The following is a 19231-nucleotide window of genomic DNA, read 5'->3' as shown; positions in this document are numbered from 1 at the left end:
GCCGCCCGGCGCGCCCCCCGCCCGGCCGCCGGGGCGGGCGGGGGCGCGGCCCGCCCGCCCCCCCCCCCCCCCCCCACGGCCGCCTGGCCCGCGTACTGCTCCAGGCAGCCGCGCGCTCCGCAGGCGCACCGGACGCCGTCCGGGTGGACGGGGACGTGGCCGAGTTCGCCGGCGAAGCCGCGGGCGCCGCGGAACAGCTGCCCGTCGATGACCAGGGCGGCACCGATCCCGGCGTCCGCGGAGACGTGCACGAAGGTCTCCGCGGCCTGCTCGGCGTTCCAGTACTCGGCCAGGGCCCCGAGGTTGGCCTCGTTCTCCGGCTCGGGCACGGTGTCCCGGTCGGGCCAGTGGTCGGCGACGCCGACGGTGCGCCAGCCGAGGTTGGGCGCGCGTTCGACCCGGCCGGCGGGTTCGTTCGCCACCACCCCGGGCACGGCCAGGACCCGGCCCGCGACGCGCAGTCCGAGGGCGCGGGCCTCGGCCTCCGCCTCGGCGGCCAGCTCGGCGGCCTCCGCCAGCACCTGCCCGGCCGGGCGGCCGGCGTTCGCCCGTTCCACCCGGCGCCACACCCGGGGTTCGCCGCGCAGGTCCACGACGCACGCGCCGAGGTGCGTGACCCCGATCTCCAGACCGAGGCCGGCCGGGCCCCGGTCGCTCACCGCCAGCGCGCGCCCGGGGCGGCCGACCCGCCCGTCGGACGCGGTCTCCGCCTCGGTCAGCGCACCCCGCCCGATCAGCTCGTCGACCAGCGAGGAGACGGCCGCCCTGGTCAGGCCGACGCGGGCCGCGACGTCGGCGCGGGACAGCGGGCGGGCGAGCGGGCTGTGCGCGGCGACCGCGCCGAGGACCACCGAGAGGTTCCGCCGTCGCATGTCCTGCTGCGACGCGGGGCCGACGCCCTGGCCGTTCCTCGCTCTGCCGACCACTGTCACGCCGCGCCCCTCCTACCGGTCCCCGGCCGGGGCTCCCTGCAAGGCCCCGGCCCGACGCAGGGTACCGCTGATCCGTTCGAGCGCGTCCGTGTCCGGTGCGACGGGCTCCAGCACCGGGCCCTCGGCGGTGCGCCAGCGGCGTGCCACCGCGTCGGCGGGCTCGCCGGTGAGCAGGGCGGCGGCCTGGGCGGCCGCGCCGAGTGCGACGAGCTCCCGGGCGGCGGGCACCCGCACGGCCCGGCCCGAGAGCCGCAGGACGGTCCGCTGCCAGGCGCGGCCGCGGGCGCCGCCGCCGATCAGCAGCAGCGGCTCCTCGCCCGACGGGTCCTCACCGCCCGCGCGCAGCACGTCGGCCAGCGCGGTGAGCAGGGCGTGGGCGGCGCCGTCGTACGCGGCCTGGAGCAGTTGCCCCGGCGTGGTGTCGTGGCGCAGCCCGTGGACCAGGCCGGACGCTCCGGGCAGGTCCGGTGTGCGCTCGCCGTCCAGGTAGGGCAGCACCACCGCGGTGCCGCCCTCCTCGACGTCCTCGCGGTCGCGTCCGAGCAGGGCGGCGATCCGGTCGACGGCGAGCGTGCAGTTCAGCGTGCAGGCGAGCGGCAGCCAGCCGCCGAGGGCGTCGGCGAAGCCCGCGACCGTCCCGCTCGGGTCCACCGGCCGCTGCCGGCCGACGGCGTAGACCGTCCCGGAGGTGCCGAGGCTGAGCACCGGCTGCCCGGGCCGCAGGCCGAGCCCGAGGGCGGCGGCCATGTTGTCGCCGGTTCCGGCGGCGACCGGGGCTCCCGCGCGCAGCGCCGTCCCCGGGCGGACCACGCCGGCCCGCGCGCCCGGTCCGAGGACCCGCGGCAGCAGCGCCGGGTCGAGGCCGATGCGGTCGAGGAGGTCCCGGTCGTAGCCGTCCGGGCCCCACCAGCCCGTCCCGGACGCGTCGCCGCGGTCGGTCACGGCCTCCCCGGTCAGCCGCTCGGTGAGGAAGTCGTGCGGGAGCCGGACGGCGGCGACGCGGTCGGCGGCGGCGGGCTCGGCGGCGCGCAGCCAGGCCCACGTGGGGGCGGTGAAGGCGGCGGTCGGCAGGCTGCCGGTGCGGCGGGTGATCTCCGCCGGGCCGATCGCGGCCCGCAGCTCGGCGGCCTGGGGGGCGGAGCGGACGTCGTTCCACAGCAGCGCGGGGCGCACCGGCGCGCCGGTCGCGTCCAGGGTGACCAGGCCGTGCTGCTGGCCGGCGATCGAGACGGCGGCGGCGCGATCGGCCCAGCCGGTCCGTACGGCGGCCTGCTCGAACGCCCGCCACCACTGTTCGGGATCGCTCTCCCGGCCGGCTCCCTCGCTGACGGTGTGCGGGGCGCGGCCCTCGCCCAGCACCGTGCCCGTGTCGATGTCGACGGCGAGGGCCTTGGTGGACTGGGTCGAGCTGTCGACGCCGATCACGACACGCTGCTCAGCCATGTGTTCCTCCGCTGGGGTTCCTTCTGACGTCCCGGCATACTAATTTGTTGAGAGCCCTGACAAACACCCCCCTCGCCACCGATCCGGAGCCGCACCATGCCCAGCGACCCGCTCGCCCCCACCCCCGCGCACAAGTTCACCTTCGGCCTGTGGACCGTCGGCTGGCAGGGGCGCGACCCCTTCGGAGACGCGACCCGGCCCGCCCTCGACCCGGTCGAGACCGTCCAGCGGCTGGCCGGACTCGGCGCCTACGGCGTGACCTTCCACGACGACGACCTGATCCCCTTCCGCGCGGGCGAGGCCACCCGCGAGGAGGCCGTCAAGCGCTTCCGCGCCGCGCTCGACGCCGCCGGGCTGAAGGTCCCGATGGCGACCACCAACCTGTTCACCCACCCCGTCTTCAAGGACGGCGCCTTCACCGCCAACGACCGCGACGTGCGGCGCTACGCGCTGCGCAAGACGATCCGCAACATCGACCTGGCCGCGGAGCTCGGCGCCTCGGTCTACGTCGCCTGGGGCGGTCGCGAGGGTGCGGAGTCCGGCGCCGCCAAGGACGTGCGCACCGCCCTGGACCGGCTGAAGGAGGCCTTCGACCTGCTGGGCGAGTACGTCGAGCAGCAGGGCTACGACCTGCGGTTCGCGATCGAGCCCAAGCCCAACGAGCCGCGCGGCGACATCCTGCTGCCCACGGTCGGCCACGCCCTGGCGTTCATCAACGCGCTGGAGCGCCCCGAGCGGGTCGGCGTCAACCCGGAGGTGGGGCACGAGCAGATGGCCGGGCTCAACTTCCCGCACGGCATCGCCCAGGCCCTGTGGCACGGCAAGCTGTTCCACATCGACCTCAACGGCCAGTCCGGCATCAAGTACGACCAGGACCTGCGCTTCGGCGCGGGAGACCTCCGGCAGGCCTTCTGGCTGGTCGACCTGCTGGAGTCGGCGGGCTACGACGGCCCGCGGCACTTCGACTTCAAGCCGCCGCGCACCGAGGACTTCGACGGCGTCTGGGCCTCGGCGGCCGGCTGCATGCGCAACTACCTGCTGCTGGCCGAGCGCTCCCGCGCCTTCCGGGCCGACCCGGAGGTGCGGGCCGCGCTCGCCGCCTCCCGGCTGCCCGAACTCGCCCTGCCCACGGCCGGGGACGGCCTGGCCGGGCTGCTGGCGGACCGCTCCGCCTTCGAGGAGTTCGACGTGGACGCCGCCGCCCGGCGCGGCATGGCCTTCGAGCAGCTGGACCAACTGGCCCTGGAACACCTCCTCGGCGCCCGCTGACCGCAGTTCGCCCCCGGCCGGGTCGTGCCTCGCGCGCGTTCGACACGCCCGAGGCACGACCCGGCCCGCGCGCGTTCCCCGCCCGCGGGCGCCGGAGGACCGGATGCCCTGACGTCACGTCAGTGGCCGTTCGCGTTCGACGCCTTGACGCGGCCCTTGCGGGCTGGCTTGATGGGGCACGTGGGAGCGCTCCCACTCCGGAGCCCCCACCTCCCGCACCCTCCCTCACCGAGGAAGGCCCCACCCGTGCCTCCTGCCACCCCCGTCCGTACCGTGCCGCGCCGCACGGCCGCCGTGCTCACCGCTCTCGCCTTGGCCGGCGCCGGCCTGACCGCCGCCGCCACCGCGACCTCCGCCGGCGCGGCCACCTCGGTCGCTCCAGCGGCTCCGGCCGCCACCGCCGCCGACTTCCCCGTCCGGGTCAACCAGCTCGGGTACCTGCCGGACGGCCCCAAGCGGGCCACCGTGGTCAGCTCCGCCACCACTCCGCTGGCCTGGCAGCTCCGCGACGCCTCCGGAGCGCAGGTCGCCTCCGGCACCACTGCGGTGCACGGCGCCGACCGGGCGTCCGGCCAGTCCACCCACCTGGTCGACTTCGACGGGTACACCGGCATCGGCACCGGCTTCACCCTGGTGGTCGGCGGTCGGCCCAGCCACCCGTTCGACATCTCGGCGTCGCTCTACGACGGCCTCCGCACCGACAGCATGTCCTTCTTCTACCAGCAGCGCAGCGGCATCGCGATCGAAGCGTCGCTGGCCGGCGGCGCCTACGCCCGCCCCGCCGCCCACCTGGGCGTGGCGCCGAACAGGGGCGACACCAGCGTCCCCTGCCGGACCGGGGTGTGCGACTACCGGCTGGACGTGCGCGGCGGCTGGTACGACGCCGGCGACCAGGGCAAGTACGTCGTGAACGGCGGCATCGCCACCTGGGAGCTCGTCAACTCCTTCGAGCGCGCCCGCCGTTCCGGTGGCGACGCGGCGCTCGGCGACTCCACGCTCCGCGTACCGGAGCGCGGCAACGGGGTGCCGGACGTCCTGGACGAGGCCCGCTGGGAGCTGGAGTTCCTGCTGCGGATGCAGGTCCCGGCCGGCCGGCCGATGGCCGGCATGGCCTTCCACAAGATGCACGACGACACATGGACCGCCCTGCCGACCAGGCCGGAACTCGACTCCGAGCAGCGCGAGTTGCACCAGCCCTCGACCGCCGCCACCCTCAACCTGGCCGCCACCGCGGCGCAGTGCGCCCGGGTGTACGCCACGTACGACCCGGCCTTCGCCGCCCGCTGCCTGGACGCGGCCCGGCACGCCTGGGCGGCCGCCGAGGCCAACCCCGCGGTCCTGGCCCCGGCGACCGACAACACCGGCGGCGGCGCCTACGAGGACGCCGACGTCTCCGACGAGTTCTACTGGGCGGCGGCCGAACTCCTCGCCACCACCGGCGAGTCGCGGTACCGGGACGCGGTGACCGGCTCCCCGCACCACGCCGGGCCGGCGGACGCGTTCTGGTGGGGCGGAACCGCGACGCTCGGCCGGATCACCCTCGCGACCGTCCCCGGCGTCGCCCTGCCCGCCGACGACCTGACCCGGCTGCGCGGCCTGCTGACCTCGGCCGCCGACCACCACCTGTCCACCATGGCCGGACAGGGCTACGCGGTGCCGCTCGCCGCCGACGGCTACGTGTGGGGCTCCAACGGCTCCGTGGCCGACAACGCGATGGTGCTGGCCGTCGCGTACGACCTGACCGGTGCGCAGCGCTACCGGGCGGGAGCGCTGGAGTCGCTGGACTACCTGCTGGGCCGCAACGCCCTGGACCGCTCGTACGTCACCGGCTACGGCGAGCGCGCCTCCGAGAACCAGCACCACCGCTTCTGGGCACACCAGAACGACGCCTCGCTACCGCACCCGCCGGCCGGCTCCTTCGCCGGTGGGCCGGACGCGGCGCTGGAGGACCCGGTGGCGAAGGCGCTGCTCGCCGGCTGCGCACCGGCCGCGTGCTACGTCGACGACATCGGCTCGTACTCCACCAACGAGGTGGCGATCAACTGGAACGCCTCCCTCGCCTGGCTCGCGGCCTTCGCCGCGGAGCGCCGCGGCGCCCCGTCGGCCTCGTGCTCCGTGTCGTACGGGCTCGGCAGCTCGTGGGGCGACGGGTTCACCGCGACGGTGACCGTGCGGAACACGGGAACCTCGCCGGTCTCCGGCTGGACGCTCGGCTGGAACTTCGCGGGTGACCAGAGGATCTCCACCGCGTGGAACGCCACCGTGACCCAGTCGGGGAGCGAGGTGACCGCCCGCGACGCGGGCTGGAACGGCACCCTCGCACCGGGCGCCACGGCGGGCTTCGGCTTCCAGGCGACCTACTCGGGCACCAACGGGGCACCCGCCCGCTTCACCCTCAACGGCGGCGCCTGCGCCTGAGCGCCCGACCCCTCCCGGATGTGCACGTGCCGGCGGGGCGGCACCCGTGGCGGGTGCCGCCCCGAGGGGGCGACGGGCTCAGAAGCCCTGTGCCAGGCGGTGGTACGCCTGGTTCCAGCGCAGCTCCCGGGTGAACCGGCGGATCGTCGTGCCGCCGTCGATCAGCACCAGTTCGGTGCCGAGCATCTCCGCGAGGTCCTCCAGGTGCTCGGCGCCGAGCGCGCCGGTGAGCACCGTGTGGTGCGGCGCGCCGGCGGCGAGCCAGGCCTCGGCGGAGGTCCGGAAGTCCGGCCGCGGCCGCCAGACCGCGCGGGCCACCGGGAGCCTGGGCAGCGGCTCGGCCGGGTCGACCACGTCGATCTCGTTGGCGACCAGCCGGAAGCGGTCGCCCAGGTCCGCCAGCCCGACCACCACGGCCGGGCCGGGCGCGGCGTCGAAGACCAGCCGGACCGGGTCCTCCCGGCCGCCGATGCCCAGCGGGTGCACCTCGCAGGACGGGGTGGCGGCGGCGATGCTCGGGCAGACCTCCAGCATGTGCGCGCCGAGGATCAACTCCCGCCCGGGCTCCAGGTGGTAGGTGTAGTCCTCCATGAAGGAGGTGCCGCCAGGCAGGCCGGCGGCGGCCGCCTTGAGGGTGCGCAGCAGCACCGAGGTCTTCCAGTCGCCCTCGCCGCCGAATCCGTAGCCGTCGGCCATCAGCCGCTGCACGGCCAGGCCGGGCAGCTGGCGCAGCCCGCCGAGGTCCTCGAAGTTGGTGGTGAAGGCGCGGAAGCCGCCCGCCGTCAGGAAGGCCCGCAGGCCGGCCTCGATCCGGGCGGCGTAGCGCAGCGCGTCGTGCCGCTCACCGCCGGGGCGCAGGGCGGGGGCGAGCCGATAGCCGTCCTCGTACTCCTTGACCAGTTCGGTGACCTCGGCCTCGGATGCGGCGTCGACCGCCTCGACCAGGTCGTTGACGCCGTAGGTGTTGACCGAGACGCCGAACCGGAGCTGGGCCTCGACCTTGTCCCCCTCGGTGACGGCGACGTCGCGCATGTTGTCGCCGAACCGGGCCAGCTTGAGGGTGGCGAGTTCGGCGCGTCCGACGGCGGCGCGGGCCCACGACCCGATCCGGCGGGTGGTGACGGGGTCGCTGACGTGTCCGGCGACGGTCTTGCGGGCGACGCCCAGGCGGGACTGGATGTAGCCGAACTCGCGGTCGCCGTGGGCGGCCTGGTTCAGGTTCATGAAGTCCATGTCGATGGTGGCCCAGGGCAGTTCGACGTCGGCCTGGGTGTGCAGGTGGAGCAGCGGCTTGCGCAGGGCGTCCAGTCCGGCGATCCACATCTTGGCCGGGGAGAAGGTGTGCATCCAGGCGATCAGGCCGATGCAGTCGTCCGCCGCGTTGGCGTCGAGGCAGATCCGGCGGATGGCGCCGGCGTCGGTGAGCACCGGCTTCCAGACCACCTTGACGGGCAGTTCCGCCGAACCGTCCAGGGTCTCGGCGATCCGCCGGGACTGCTCGGCGACCCGGCGGAGCGTCTCCTCGCCGTAGAGGCCCTGGCTGCCGGTCAGGAACCAGACCTCGCGGCCCTCGATCGACGTCATGATGGGTGTCTCCTTGCTGGTCAGCGGGCGGGCTGCTGGCCGTACACGTTCTGGTAGCGGAGGTTGAGGCGGTCGATGTCGGCCTGGGCGATCGGCAGCGGTTCGCCGAGCTGGCGGGACACGTGCACGGTGCGGGCGACGTCCTCGCACATCACGGCGGCCTTGACGGCGGCCCTGGCGTCCTTGCCGATGGTGAAGACGCCGTGGCTCTTCATCAGGACGGCGGGCGAGCGGTGGCCGCGCAGGGTCTCCACGATGCCGCGGCCGATCGAGTCGTCGCCGATCAGCGCGAACGGGCCGACCGGGATCTCCGCGCCGAACTCGTCGGCCATGGCGGTCAGCACGCAGGGCACGGCCTCGCCGCGGGCGGCCCAGGCGCAGGCGTAGGTGGAGTGGGTGTGCACCACTCCCCCGACCTCGGGCATGTGCCGGTAGACGTAGGCGTGCGCGGCGGTGTCGGAGGAGGGGGCGTAGTCGCCCTCGACCACGTTGCCGTCCAGGTCGCACAGGATCATGGACTCGGGCGACAGCTCGTCGTAGGGGACGCCGCTCGGCTTGATCACCATCAGGTCCTCGCCCGGCACCCGGGCGGAGACGTTGCCGGCCGTCCAGACCACCAGGTCGTAGCGGACCAGCTCCTGGTGCAGGTCGCTGACCTGCTGCCGGAGCAGGTCGATCGGGTCGGTGGGGTCGATCGGGTCGGTGGGGTCGCTCATGATTCCTCACTGTTCTGCGTCGGGGCGGTGTCGCCCCATGCGGAATCGCGCAGTCGGCGCAGGCGGTGCAGCTGCTTGTCGGCGGGGGTGCCGAAGTGCTCGTGCAGTTCGCGGTACTCGGCGTACAGGGCGTCGTAGGCGTCGGCCCGGGCCGGGTCGGGCCGGTAGGCGGCGCGCTCGACCCGGCCCATCGCGGCGGCCGCCGCGCGCACGTCGGGGTGGGCGCCGGCCGCGACGGCGGCGTGGATGGCGGACCCGAGGGCGGGGCCCTGGGCGGAGACCGCGAGCGAGACCGGGCGGCGCAGGACATCGGCGTGGATCTGCATCAGCAGCTGGTTCTTCTTCAGGCCGCCGGCGACGATGAACTCGGTGACCGGGACGCCGCCGTCCTCCAGCGCCTCGACGATGGTGCGGGTGCCGAAGGCGGTGGCCTCCAGGAGCGCCCGGTAGACGTCCTCGGGGCGGGTGGCCAGGGTGAGCCCGACGAGCACGCCGGAGAGGTGGTGGTCGACCAGCGTGGAGCGGTTGCCGTTGAACCAGTCCAGCGCGACCAGGCCGTGCCCGCCGACGGGCTGGACGGCGGCCTTGCGGGTGAGCAGCTGGTGGGCGTCCTCGCCCCTGGCCTCGGCCTCGGCCAGGTAGTCGGCGGGCAGGCCCTGGCGCAGCCACCAGGCGAAGATGTCGCCGACGGCGCTCTGCCCGGCTTCGTAGCCGTACGCGCCCTCGACGATGCCGCCGTCGACGACGCCGCAGATCCCGGGGACGTCGGCGAGGGTCGCGGCGTTGACGACGTGGCAGGTGGAGGTGCCCATGATGGCGAGCAGCCGTCCGTTCTCGACCGCCTGGGCGGCGGGGGCGGCGACGTGGGCGTCGACGTTCCCGGCGGCGACCGCGATGCCCTCGGGCAGCCCGGTCCAGGCGGCGGCCTCGGCGGTCAGCGACCCGACCCGGGAGCCGAGGGCGGAGAGCGGGTGGGCCAGCCGGGTGCGGGCGAAGTCGGCGAAGTCCGGGTTGAGGGCGGCCAGGTACTCCTCGGACGGGTACTCGCCCTCCTGGAAGATGCCCTTGTAGCCGGCCGTGCAGGTGTTGCGGCTCTCGGCGCCGGTGAGCTGCCAGACGATCCAGTCGGCGGCCTCGATCCAGCGTTCGGTGGCGGCGTAGACGCCCGGGTCCTCCTCCAGGAGCTGCAGCGCCTTGGCGAACTGCCACTCGGCGGAGATCTTGCCGCCGTAGCGGCCGATCCAGCGCTCGCCGCGCTGGTGGGCGAGGTGGTTGATCCGGTCCGCGTGGCTCTGGGCGGCGTGGTGCTTCCAGAGCTTCGGCCAGGCGTGCGGGCGGTCGCCGAGGGCGGTCTCGGCGAGCGGGGTGCCGTCGGCGGTGACCGGCAGGACGGTGCAGGCGGTGAAGTCGGTGGCGATGCCGATCACGGTGGCCGGGTCGACGCCGGCGGCGGCGAGCGCCGCGGGGACCGCGGTGCGCAGCACCCGGCGCCAGTCCCCGGGGTGCTGGAGCGCCCAGTCGGGCGGCAGCTTCCGGCGGGTGCCGGGGAGTTCGTTCTCGATGACGCCGTGCGGGTACTCGTGGACGGCGGTGCCGAGTTCCTCGCCGTCGCTGACCCTGACCACCACGGCACGACCGGACAGCGTGCCGAAGTCGACGCCGACGACATGGCGCTCCGGGGAGTCGGAGGTTGGTGGCACGTTCACGTCCTTCGTAGCAGGTCGGGTTCGCGGTGCCGGCCGCCGGGCCGGGTCCGCGACGGTGCGGGGGCCCGGCGGCCAGTCTGCCCGTCCGGGGTGGACGGGGCCGCACGCGCCGGGCGGGCCGAAGCGGGCGGGCCGAAGCGGGTGGGCCGGCCCGGTGTGCGGGTTTCGCTCAGGTGAATTGTTAACGCTCACAATTCGCTGCGACAAGGGCCGGGGGGCGCGTTACCCAATCTTGACCGGCTCGCTCCGGCACCCCGGGCGCCCGAGTGGTGTTCACGCCCGTCTCCCGGGCCCGCCGCTCCCCGGACCGCGGCGACGGTCACGCGGATCCGGGCGCGTCCCGGGTGTTGTCTTTTCGGCGGTGACGCCCGAACAATACGTAACGCTCAAAACAAATTCGAACGGAGAGAGGTCCCGTGTTCCGATCCCGCTCCCTCACGTCCCGCTTGCTCGGCCTGGTCGCCGCGGTCGGCCTCGCGGTCGGCCTGAGCGTTCAGGCCGCTCCCCGAGCCGACGCCGCCTCGCTGACCCAGGTCACGGGCTTCGGCCCCAACCCCACCGGCCTGCTCATGCACCTGTACGTGCCGAGCAGCGTCAAGCCCAACCCCCCGATCCTGCTGGCGCTGCACGGGTGCCAGGGATCGGGGCCCTACCTCTACTCGAGCACCGACTTCGCGTCGCTGGCCGACCGGTACGGCTTCCTCGTCATCTACCCCTCGACCAACCCCGGCGGAAGCTGCTGGGACGTCTCCTCCGACCAGGCCCTGACCCGCGACGGCGGCAGCGACCCGGTCGGGCTCATGTCGATGATCACCTACGCGGAGCAGCACCACGGCGGCAACGCCGGCGCCGTGTACGTGACGGGGCAGTCGTCGGGCGCGATGATGACGAACGTGATGCTCGCCGACTACCCCGACGTGTTCAAGGCGGGGGCGGCGTTCATGGGAGTGCCCTACCACTGCTTCCACACCGGCTCGGTCCGCGACTGGAACGCGCCCTGCGCCCAGGGCCAGGTCTCCAGGACCCCGCAGCAGTGGGGCGGCCTGGTGCGCACCACGGGGTACCCCGGCTACACCGGTCCGCGTCCGCGCGTACAGCTGTGGCACGGTACCGCCGACACCGTCCTGAGCCACAACAACCTCGGCGAAGAGATCAAGCAGTGGACCGACGTCCTCGGCGTGAGCCGGACCCCGTCGGCCACCGACACCCCCGCGGGCAACTGGACCCGCACCCGGTACGACGACAACGCCCGCACCACCCAGGTCGAGGCGTACAGCCTCGCCGGGTTCGGACACCAACTTCCGGTTCAGGGCACCGCGATGGCCGCCCAGGCCATCCACTTCATGGGACTGGACTCAGGCTCCTCCGGCGGCGGTACGACCGGCGCGCTGCGGGCGGTGGACGCGGGGAAGTGTCTGACCGATCCGAGCACGACGCCGGGTGCGCAGCAGCGGATCTCCACCTGCAACGGCGGTGCGAACCAGACCTGGACCCGTACGCCGTCGAAGCAGCTGACCGTGACCGCGGGCGGCAGCACGCTCTGCCTGGACGCCGACGCGCACGGCACCAGCCCCGGCACCAAGGCGATCGTCTGGTCCTGCAACGGACAGGCCAACCAGCAGTGGCAGCTGAACGCCGACGGCACCGTCACCGGTGTGCGGTCGGGACTCTGCCTGGACGTGGCCGGTCTCGGCACCGCCGACGGCACGCCCGTCCAGCTGTGGACCTGCAGCGGCGGCAGGAACCAGCAGTGGACGCTGGGCTGACGCGCACCGCCGCCGGCCGGCACGCCCGCCTCGGCGGCTACCCGAAGCCACGCCGAAACTTTCGAGCCATCGCGGGCGAAGGTTCTTTCCCCATGCGAGGGTAGTCCCACGGGAGTCGGCAGAGTGCCGGCCAAGCCCTCCGGCCCGCCGTCGAACGTCGCGCTCCCGACCTGCGTCTGTTCTCGCGGGGACGGACTCAAGGGCGAGCGAATCTGTCGATCCTCCTGCCGAAAGTGTTGACAGCCCGTCAGGCACGGGCCAACACTGTCGCCGTCGACAGGTCCGAACCGCCTTGGAGCCGGGCCGCGTTCGCCACCCGACGTCGGGGTCAGCGACGTCGATGACGAGTCGACTCCGTGCACCCCCCTCGCCACTCCGTGCACCCCCTCGTGACGCCGTCCGGCCGACCAGCCCCTTCGCGGCGTCGGCGGCACGGGGCCGCGCCCACCCCCACCCCTCGGCAGGACGGATCCCTCCTGTGAACTCCCCCCACCCCAAGAGCCGTACGCCCGGCCGCTCCTGGCGGCTCGTCGGCAAGGCGCGCGTCCTCGCACCGGCCCTCGCGGCCGTCCTGATGCTGCCCGGCACGGCCGAGGCCGCGACCGTCACCACGAACCAGACCGGCACCGACGGCGGGTACTTCTACTCGTTCTGGACCGAGGGCACCGGTGCGGCCTCGATGGCCCTGAACGGCGGCGGCCACTACGGCACCTCCTGGAGCAACGCCGGCAACTTCGTGGCCGGCAAGGGCTGGCGCACCGGTTCGCGCAACCCGGTGACGTACTCGGGCACGTGGAGCACCAACGGCAACGCCTACCTGTCGCTCTACGGCTGGAGCACCAACCCGCTCGTCGAGTACTACGTCGTGGAGAACTACGGCTCCTACAAGCCGACCGGCACGTACAAGGGGACCGTCACCAGCGACGGCGGCACCTACGACATCTACCAGACGACGCGCTACGACGCCCCGTCCATCGAGGGCATCAAGACCTTCAACCAGTACTGGAGCGTCCGCCAGGCCAGGCGGACCGGCGGAACGATCACGGTCGCGAACCACTTCGACGCGTGGGCCCGGTACGGCATGAACCTCGGGACCATGAACTACGAGATCATGGCCACCGAGGGCTACCGGAGCAGCGGAAGCTCCGACATCACGCTGGGTTCCTCCACCGGCGGCGGCACCGGCGGCGGCTGCACCGCGACGCTCTCCGCCGGCGAATCGTGGAGCGACCGCTACAACCTGAACGTCGCGGTCACCGGGTCCAGCACCTGGAAGGTGACCGTGAAGGTCCCCTCCCCGGAGCAGGTCAGTGCGACCTGGAACGTCAACGCGTCCTACCCCGACGCCCAGACCCTCGTCGCCACCCCCGACGGCGCGGGCGACAACTGGGGCATGACCGTCGCGAAGAACGGCAGCACCACCTGGCCGACGGTCTCCTGCAGCGCCAGCTGACGCCCCGTACCGCTCACCGCGGCACTCCGGGCGCGGCCCCTCCGGCCGCCGCGCCCACCCCCTCGACACACGGCCGTTGACGGCGTCCGCTTCCACGCGACAGCGCGCCCGAGATTGTTAGCGCTCACAAGACTGTCGACAAGGCCGTGCGACGACTCCACCCACTCACAGAGGAGATCCCATGCGCGGAAGAAATCCCCACCGCAGGCGACTGCCCGCGGTGCTCACCGCCGCGGTCGCGGCCGTGACGGCACTGGCGGCCACGCTCGTCGCCGCCCCGGCCCAGGCGGCCACCAGCGGCGCCCTGCGCGGCGCGGGTTCCGGCCGGTGCCTCGACGTACAGAACGCCGGCCGGACCGACGGCGCGGCCGCGCAGATCTACGACTGCTCGAACGGGGCCAACCAGCTGTGGACGGCCGCCTCCGGCGACCAGCTGACCGTGTACGGCGACAAGTGCCTGGACGTTCCGGGCCACGCCACCACGGCCGGCACCAAGGTGCAGATCTGGACCTGCAGCGGCGCCGCCAACCAGCAGTGGCGGCTGAACGCCGACGGCACCGTGGTCGGCGTCGAATCCGGCCTCTGCCTGGACGTCACGGGAGCCGGCACGGCCAACGGCACCGCGGTGCAGCTCTGGACGTGCACCGGCGCCGACAACCAGAAGTGGACCGGCCTGACCGGACCGTCGACCCCGAGGCCCACCCCGACGGCCGGCACCTGCGCACTCCCGTCCACCTACCGGTGGTCCTCGACGGGCGCCCTGGCACAGCCGGCGAACGGCTGGGCGTCGGTGAAGGACTTCACCGACGTGGTGTACAACGGCAAGCACCTGGTCTACGCGTCCAACGTGTCCGGGTCCTCGTACGGCTCGATGATGTTCAGCCCGTTCACCAACTGGTCCGACATGGCCTCCGCCGGGCAGACCGGGATGGGCCAGGCCGCGGTGGCGCCCACGCTGTTCTACTTCGCGCCCAAGAACATCTGGGTGCTGGCCTACCAGTGGGGCCAGTGGCCCTTCATCTACCGCACGTCGAGCGACCCGACCAACCCCAACGGCTGGTCCGCGCCGCAGCCGCTGTTCACCGGCTCCATCCCCAACTCCGGCACCGGCCCGATCGACCAGACCCTGATCGCCGACGGCCAGAACATGTACCTGTTCTTCGCCGGTGACAACGGCAGCATCTACCGGGCGAGCATGCCGATCGGGAACTTCCCCGGCAACTTCGGCTCCTCCTACACCACGGTCATGACCGACACCGCGGCCAACCTCTTCGAGGCCCCGCAGGTCTACAAGGTCAAGGACAAGAACCAGTACCTCATGATCGTCGAGGCGCAGGGCGCCGGCGGACGCTACTTCCGCTCCTTCACCGCCACCAGCCTCAACGGCTCCTGGACCCCGCAGGCCGCCACCGAGAGCAACCCCTTCGCGGGCAAGGCCAACAGCGGCGCCGGCTGGACCAACGACGTCAGCCACGGCGACCTGGTCCGCGACAACCCCGACCAGACCATGACCATCGACCCCTGCAACCTCCAGTTCCTCTACCAGGGCAAGTCCCCCACCGCCACCGGCCCCTACGACCAACTGCCCTGGCGCCCGGGCGTCCTGACGCTCCAGCGCTGACCCGCCCGACCCGCGGTGTTCCCGATCGGGGGCGGCCCGGGCCGACACGGCTCCACCCGCCCGACGGACTCCACCGCATCGAGGAACCCCAGCCGCGCGCCGGCCGGGGTTCCTCCCGTCCGCGGGCCGGCCCGGCACACCACCGACCACCGGCCACCGGCCACCGGACGATCGGCTGTGCGCGGGCGCCCGGCTCGGCGGAGGACGTCGTACGGGGTCAGGGCGCCGTGGCCCGGCCACCGCTCAACGGCGGCCGACGGGGGCCACGCTGCGCCGCAACACCATCTCCGGGGAGACCTGCACGTGGGCCCGGGAGCGCGCCGCGCCCTCCAGCCCCTCGACCAGCAGCTCCAGCGCCCTGCGGCCGAGCTCGCCGAAATCCTGCCGCACCGTGGTCAGCGGCGGGCTGAAGTAGGCGGCCTCCGGGATGTCGTCGAAGCCGACCACGCTGATGTCGCCCGGCACCGACCGGCCGGCCTCGTGGAGCGCGCGCAGCAGGCCGAGGGCCATGTGGTCGTTGGCGCAGAAGACGGCGGTGACGTCCCGCAGCCCGGCGATCCGCAGACCCGCCTGGTAGCCCGAGCGAGCACTCCAGTCGCCGCGCTCCACGTGCGGCACGGCGGCCCCGGCCGCCTCCAGCGTACGGCGCCAGCCCTTCTCCCGGTCCTGGCTCTCCAGCCAGTTGGCCGGTCCCGCCAGGTGGTGGACGGTGCGGTGCCCCAGGTCGAGCAGGTGCCGGGTGGCCGCCTCGGCGCCGGAGAGGTTGCCCACCGACACCATGGGCACCTGGATCTGGTCGCCCGAACCGACCGCGACGAGCGGCACCGAGGTGGAGAGCCGGGCCACCGCGCTGACGGCCGAGGTCTGCGGCGCGATCACGACGACGCCCTCCACGCCCTGGTCGCGCAGCCGGTCGACCGCCTCCTGGACCGAACGGCCGTCCAGGGACCGCAGACTGGTCACGCTCACGAAGTACCCGGCGCTGCGCGCGGCCTGCTCGATGCCGTACAGCATCGCCGCGGGCCCGTAGAGCGTCGAGTCGAAGCTGACCACGCCGAGCGTCTGCGACCGGCGGGTGACCAGGGCGCGCGCGGCGGAGTTGGGCCGGTAGTCGAGCTCCCGGATCGCGGCCAGTACCCGCTCGCGGGTGTCCGGCCGCACGTGCGGGGCGCCGTTGAGCACCCGGGAGACCGTCTGGTGGGACACTCCGGCCAGTTTCGCCACGTCCGCCATCACGGGCTGGCGCTGTTCGGTCTCCGTACGGTCGGTTCCCACTCGCAGTTCCCTCCTCGGTTTGGACCACAGTACGCGACCGGATCCCCACCGGGTCGCGGCCCCCGGATTCCGGCGGCGGCCGGGCTTCCCGGCCCCGCCTGTCAGGTACCGAACCGTGATCCAGGGCTCTTGACGGTTCAAGTGTGAGCGTTAACACTCTTGTCTCGCCAGGCCGCAGCCGCTGCTCCCCCACCCGGGTGACCCCGCTCCGGCCGGCCCCGCTCGACCGCTCCCAGTCACCCAGCAGGGGTGCGCTGTGCCCGGTCGCGGAACATCACTGGAGGAACTGTGCGGAAGATTTCGGCGGGCCTCGTCGCCGCGGGCCTGGTGCTCTCACTGGCGGCCTGCGGACAGAGCGCCAACGGTGCCGGTGACGGCCCCGCCAAGGGCGATGCCAAGGGCGGCCTGGTCGGCATCGCGATGCCCACCAAGTCGTCGGAACGCTGGATCAACGACGGCGACAACATGGTCAGGGAGTTCCAGGCCAAGGGCTACAAGACCGACCTGCAGTACGGCGACAACGTGGTGGAGAACCAGGTCTCCCAGCTGGAGAACATGATCACCAAGGGTGCCAAGCTCCTGGTGATCGCCGCCATCGACGGTTCCTCCCTCACCAACGTGCTGCAGAAGGCCGCCGACGCCCACATCCCGGTGATCTCCTACGACCGGCTGATCCGCGGCACGGCCGACGTCGACTACTACGCGACCTTCGACAACCAGAAGGTCGGAGTCCTCCAGGGCAGCTACATCGTCGACAAGCTCGGCCTCAAGGACGGCAAGGGCCCGTTCAACATCGAGCTGTTCGCCGGTTCGCCGGACGACAACAACGCCACCTTCTTCTTCAACGGCGCGATGAGCGTCCTCAAGCCGTACATCGACCAGAAGAAGCTGGTCGTGCAGAGCGGCCAGACCGAGTTCAACCAGGTCGCCACGCTGCGCTGGGACGGCGGTGTCGCCCAGTCCCGGATGGACAACCTGCTGAGCAAGGCCTACACCTCCGCCCACGTCGACGCCGTGCTCTCGCCGTACGACGGCATCTCGATCGGCATCCTGTCCTCGCTCAAGGGTGTCGGCTACGGCACCGCCAAGTCGCTGCCGATCGTCACGGGCCAGGACGGCGAGCTGGCCTCGGTGAAGTCGATCATCGCGGGCGAGCAGACCCAGACCGTCTACAAGGACACCCGCCAACTGGCCAAGGCCGCCGTCCAGATGGGCGACGCGCTGCTGACCGGCGGGAAGCCCGAGGTCAACGACACCAGCCAGTACGACAACGGCGCGAAGACCGTCCCGGCGCAGCTGCTCCAGCCGGTCAGTGTCGACAAGGAGAACTACCGGAAGGTCCTGGTCGACAGCGGCCAGTACACCGCGGACCAGCTCAAGTAGCCCGCGGGGCCCGGTCGACGGGCCCCGCGCCGAACCGGCGGTGCGCGGCCCGGGCTTCCCGGGAGCCCGGGACCTCCCCGACCGCACCGCCCCGAACGATACGGACGCACACCCATGGCTGGACCCGTTCTCGAAATGCGGTCGATCAGCAAGTCGTTCCCCGGCGTCAAGGCGCTCTCCGAGGTCAACCTCAGCGTCGCCGCCGGCGAGGTGCACGCCATCTGCGGCGAGAACGGCGCCGGCAAGTCCACCCTGATGAAGGTGCTGAGCGGCGTCCACCCGCACGGCTCCTACGAGGGCGAGATCCTCTTCGAGGGCGAGCCCTGCCGGTTCAGGGACATCCGGGCCAGCGAGCAGCGCGGCATCGTCATCATCCACCAGGAACTGGCGCTGGTGCCGTACCTGTCCATCGCCGAGAACGTCTTCCTCGGCAACGAACACGCCTCCCGCGGCGTCATCAGCTGGCGCCGGACGCTCACCCACGCCGCCGAGCTGCTCCGCCGGGTCGGCCTCGACGAGAGCCCGCACACCCGGATCGCCGATCTCGGCGTGGGCAAGCAGCAGCTGGTCGAGATCGCCAAGGCCCTGGCCAAGAAGGTCAGGCTGCTCATCCTGGACGAGCCGACCGCCGCGCTGAACGACGAGGACAGCCGCAAGCTGCTCGACCTGATCCTCGCGCTCAAGGCGCAGGGCATCTCCTGCATCATCATCTCGCACAAGCTGAACGAGATCGCCCGGGTCGCGGACTCCGTGACCATCCTGCGCGACGGGCGGACCATCGAGACCATCGCGATCGGCCCCGGGGGCATCTCCGAGGACCGGATCATCCGCGGCATGGTCGGCCGCGACCTGGAGCACCGCTACCCCGAGCGCACCCCGAAGATCGGCGAGGTCGCCTTCGAGGTCGAGGACTGGAGCGTCCGGCACCCGATCGACCAGCAGCGCACGGTGGTGGACGGCGCCTCGCTGAACGTGCGGCGCGGCGAGATCGTCGGCATCGCCGGCCTGATGGGCGCCGGCCGCACGGAACTCGCGATGAGCGTCTTCGGCCGCTCGTACGGGCGGTGGGCCGCCGGCCGGGTCCGGCTGCACGGCCGGGAGATCCGCACCCGGACGGTGCCCGAGGCGATCGGGCACGGCATCGCGTACGTCACCGAGGACCGCAAGCAGCTCGGCCTCAACCTCATCGACGACATCAGCCGGAACATCTCGCTGAGCGCGCTGCGCAAGGTCTCCCGGCACGGCCGGGTCGACCGGCACCGGGAGGCCGAGGTCGCCGAGTCCTTCCGGCGCACCATGAACATCAAGGCCCCGACGGTGTTCACCCGGACCGGCACGCTCAGCGGCGGCAACCAGCAGAAGGTCGTCCTCAGCAAGTGGATCTTCGCCGAGCCGGAGGTGCTGATCCTCGACGAGCCCACCCGCGGCATCGACATCGGCGCGAAGGCGGAGATCTACACGGTCATCGCCGAGCTGGCCGCCGAGGGCAAGGCGGTGCTCGTCATCTCGTCCGAACTCCCCGAACTCCTGGGCCTGTGCGACCGGATCTACACCATGGCCGAAGGCCGGATCACCGGCGAGGTCGCCCGCGCCCACGCCACCCAGGAATCCCTCATGCGGCTCATGACCATGAGCGCCGCATCCAGCAACGAGCAGGTGTGAGGC

13 protein-coding genes are annotated in these 19231 nt (G+C 73.0%); 7 read left to right on the top strand and 6 right to left on the bottom strand.

The features are described 5' to 3' along the window. On the bottom strand, nucleotides 1-932 hold a 932-nt coding region (locus ACFWP2_RS27770; RefSeq protein WP_380456314.1), incomplete at its 3' end, for an ROK family protein. 12 nt (nucleotides 933-944) lie between these two features. Further along, nucleotides 945-2375, bottom strand: a complete 1431-nt coding sequence (xylB, locus tag ACFWP2_RS27765; protein ID WP_380456312.1) for a xylulokinase — start codon at nucleotides 2373-2375, stop codon at nucleotides 945-947. Nucleotides 2376-2471: 96 nt separating this feature from the next. On the opposite strand from xylB, the gene xylA reads away from it, so the two are divergent. Further along, complete coding sequence (gene xylA, locus ACFWP2_RS27760) at nucleotides 2472-3644, top strand: xylose isomerase (protein WP_380456309.1); 1173 nt, start codon at nucleotides 2472-2474, stop codon at nucleotides 3642-3644. A gap of 246 nt (nucleotides 3645-3890) precedes the next feature. Further along, entirely contained in the window at nucleotides 3891-6062 is a 2172-nt protein-coding gene (locus ACFWP2_RS27755) for a glycoside hydrolase family 9 protein (RefSeq protein WP_380456307.1), read from the top strand. Between the two features lie 78 nt (nucleotides 6063-6140). On the opposite strand, the gene araA is transcribed toward ACFWP2_RS27755, so the two are convergent. Genes araA through ACFWP2_RS27740 form a run of 3 tightly spaced genes read right to left on the bottom strand, consistent with a single transcriptional unit; the run spans nucleotide 6141 to nucleotide 10062 of the window. Next, the gene (gene araA / locus ACFWP2_RS27750) at nucleotides 6141-7646 is read right to left on the bottom strand and encodes an L-arabinose isomerase (protein ID WP_380456305.1); all 1506 of its coding nucleotides are present in this window, start codon (nucleotides 7644-7646) and stop codon (nucleotides 6141-6143) included. A gap of 20 nt (nucleotides 7647-7666) precedes the next feature. Continuing rightward, entirely contained in the window at nucleotides 7667-8362 is a 696-nt protein-coding gene (locus ACFWP2_RS27745) for an L-ribulose-5-phosphate 4-epimerase (RefSeq protein ID WP_380456303.1), read from the bottom strand. Continuing rightward, nucleotides 8359-10062, bottom strand: a complete 1704-nt coding sequence (locus tag ACFWP2_RS27740; RefSeq protein ID WP_380456301.1) for a ribulokinase — start codon at nucleotides 10060-10062, stop codon at nucleotides 8359-8361. Before ACFWP2_RS27740 ends, ACFWP2_RS27745 begins: the two co-directional genes overlap by 4 nt. 422 nt (nucleotides 10063-10484) lie before the next feature. Between ACFWP2_RS27740 and ACFWP2_RS27735 the strand changes: the two genes are divergently transcribed. The 3 genes from ACFWP2_RS27735 (at nucleotide 10485) to ACFWP2_RS27725 (ending at nucleotide 14908) form a co-directional block, all read left to right on the top strand. Continuing rightward, nucleotides 10485-11834 carry a PHB depolymerase family esterase gene (locus tag ACFWP2_RS27735; protein WP_380456298.1) on the top strand — a complete coding sequence of 450 codons (1350 nt, stop codon included), beginning with the start codon at nucleotides 10485-10487 and terminating at the stop codon, nucleotides 11832-11834. Between the two features lie 478 nt (nucleotides 11835-12312). Next, nucleotides 12313-13287, top strand: coding sequence for a glycoside hydrolase family 11 protein (locus ACFWP2_RS27730; RefSeq protein WP_380456296.1), 975 nt, complete (start codon nucleotides 12313-12315; stop codon nucleotides 13285-13287). 181 nt (nucleotides 13288-13468) lie between these two features. Continuing rightward, a complete protein-coding gene (locus tag ACFWP2_RS27725) occupies nucleotides 13469-14908 on the top strand; it encodes a non-reducing end alpha-L-arabinofuranosidase family hydrolase (RefSeq protein WP_380456294.1) in 1440 nt (479 codons plus the stop codon). Nucleotides 14909-15151: 243 nt separating this feature from the next. Here ACFWP2_RS27725 and ACFWP2_RS27720 read toward each other — a convergent pair whose 3' ends face one another. After that, nucleotides 15152-16141, bottom strand: coding sequence for a LacI family DNA-binding transcriptional regulator (locus ACFWP2_RS27720; protein WP_380456318.1), 990 nt, complete (start codon nucleotides 16139-16141; stop codon nucleotides 15152-15154). 330 nt (nucleotides 16142-16471) lie between these two features. Here ACFWP2_RS27720 and chvE point away from each other — a divergent pair, with 330 nt between their 5' ends. Both chvE and mmsA read left to right on the top strand, forming a co-directional pair. Then, nucleotides 16472-17566 (top strand): multiple monosaccharide ABC transporter substrate-binding protein, encoded by a 1095-nt coding sequence (gene chvE / locus ACFWP2_RS27715; RefSeq protein WP_380456292.1) that lies wholly within the window; start codon nucleotides 16472-16474, stop codon nucleotides 17564-17566. A 114-nt stretch (nucleotides 17567-17680) separates the two neighbouring features. Further along, the gene (mmsA, locus tag ACFWP2_RS27710; RefSeq protein ID WP_380456290.1) at nucleotides 17681-19228 is read left to right on the top strand and encodes a multiple monosaccharide ABC transporter ATP-binding protein; all 1548 of its coding nucleotides are present in this window, start codon (nucleotides 17681-17683) and stop codon (nucleotides 19226-19228) included. The last annotated feature ends 3 nt before the right edge of the window (nucleotides 19229-19231 follow it).

The organism is Kitasatospora sp. NPDC058444, from assembly GCF_042721415.1.
Taxonomy (GTDB): Bacteria; Actinomycetota; Actinomycetes; order Streptomycetales; family Streptomycetaceae; genus Kitasatospora.
The sequence above is the reverse complement of the archived record's forward strand: the minus strand, read 5'-3'. Positions and strand labels throughout refer to the sequence as shown.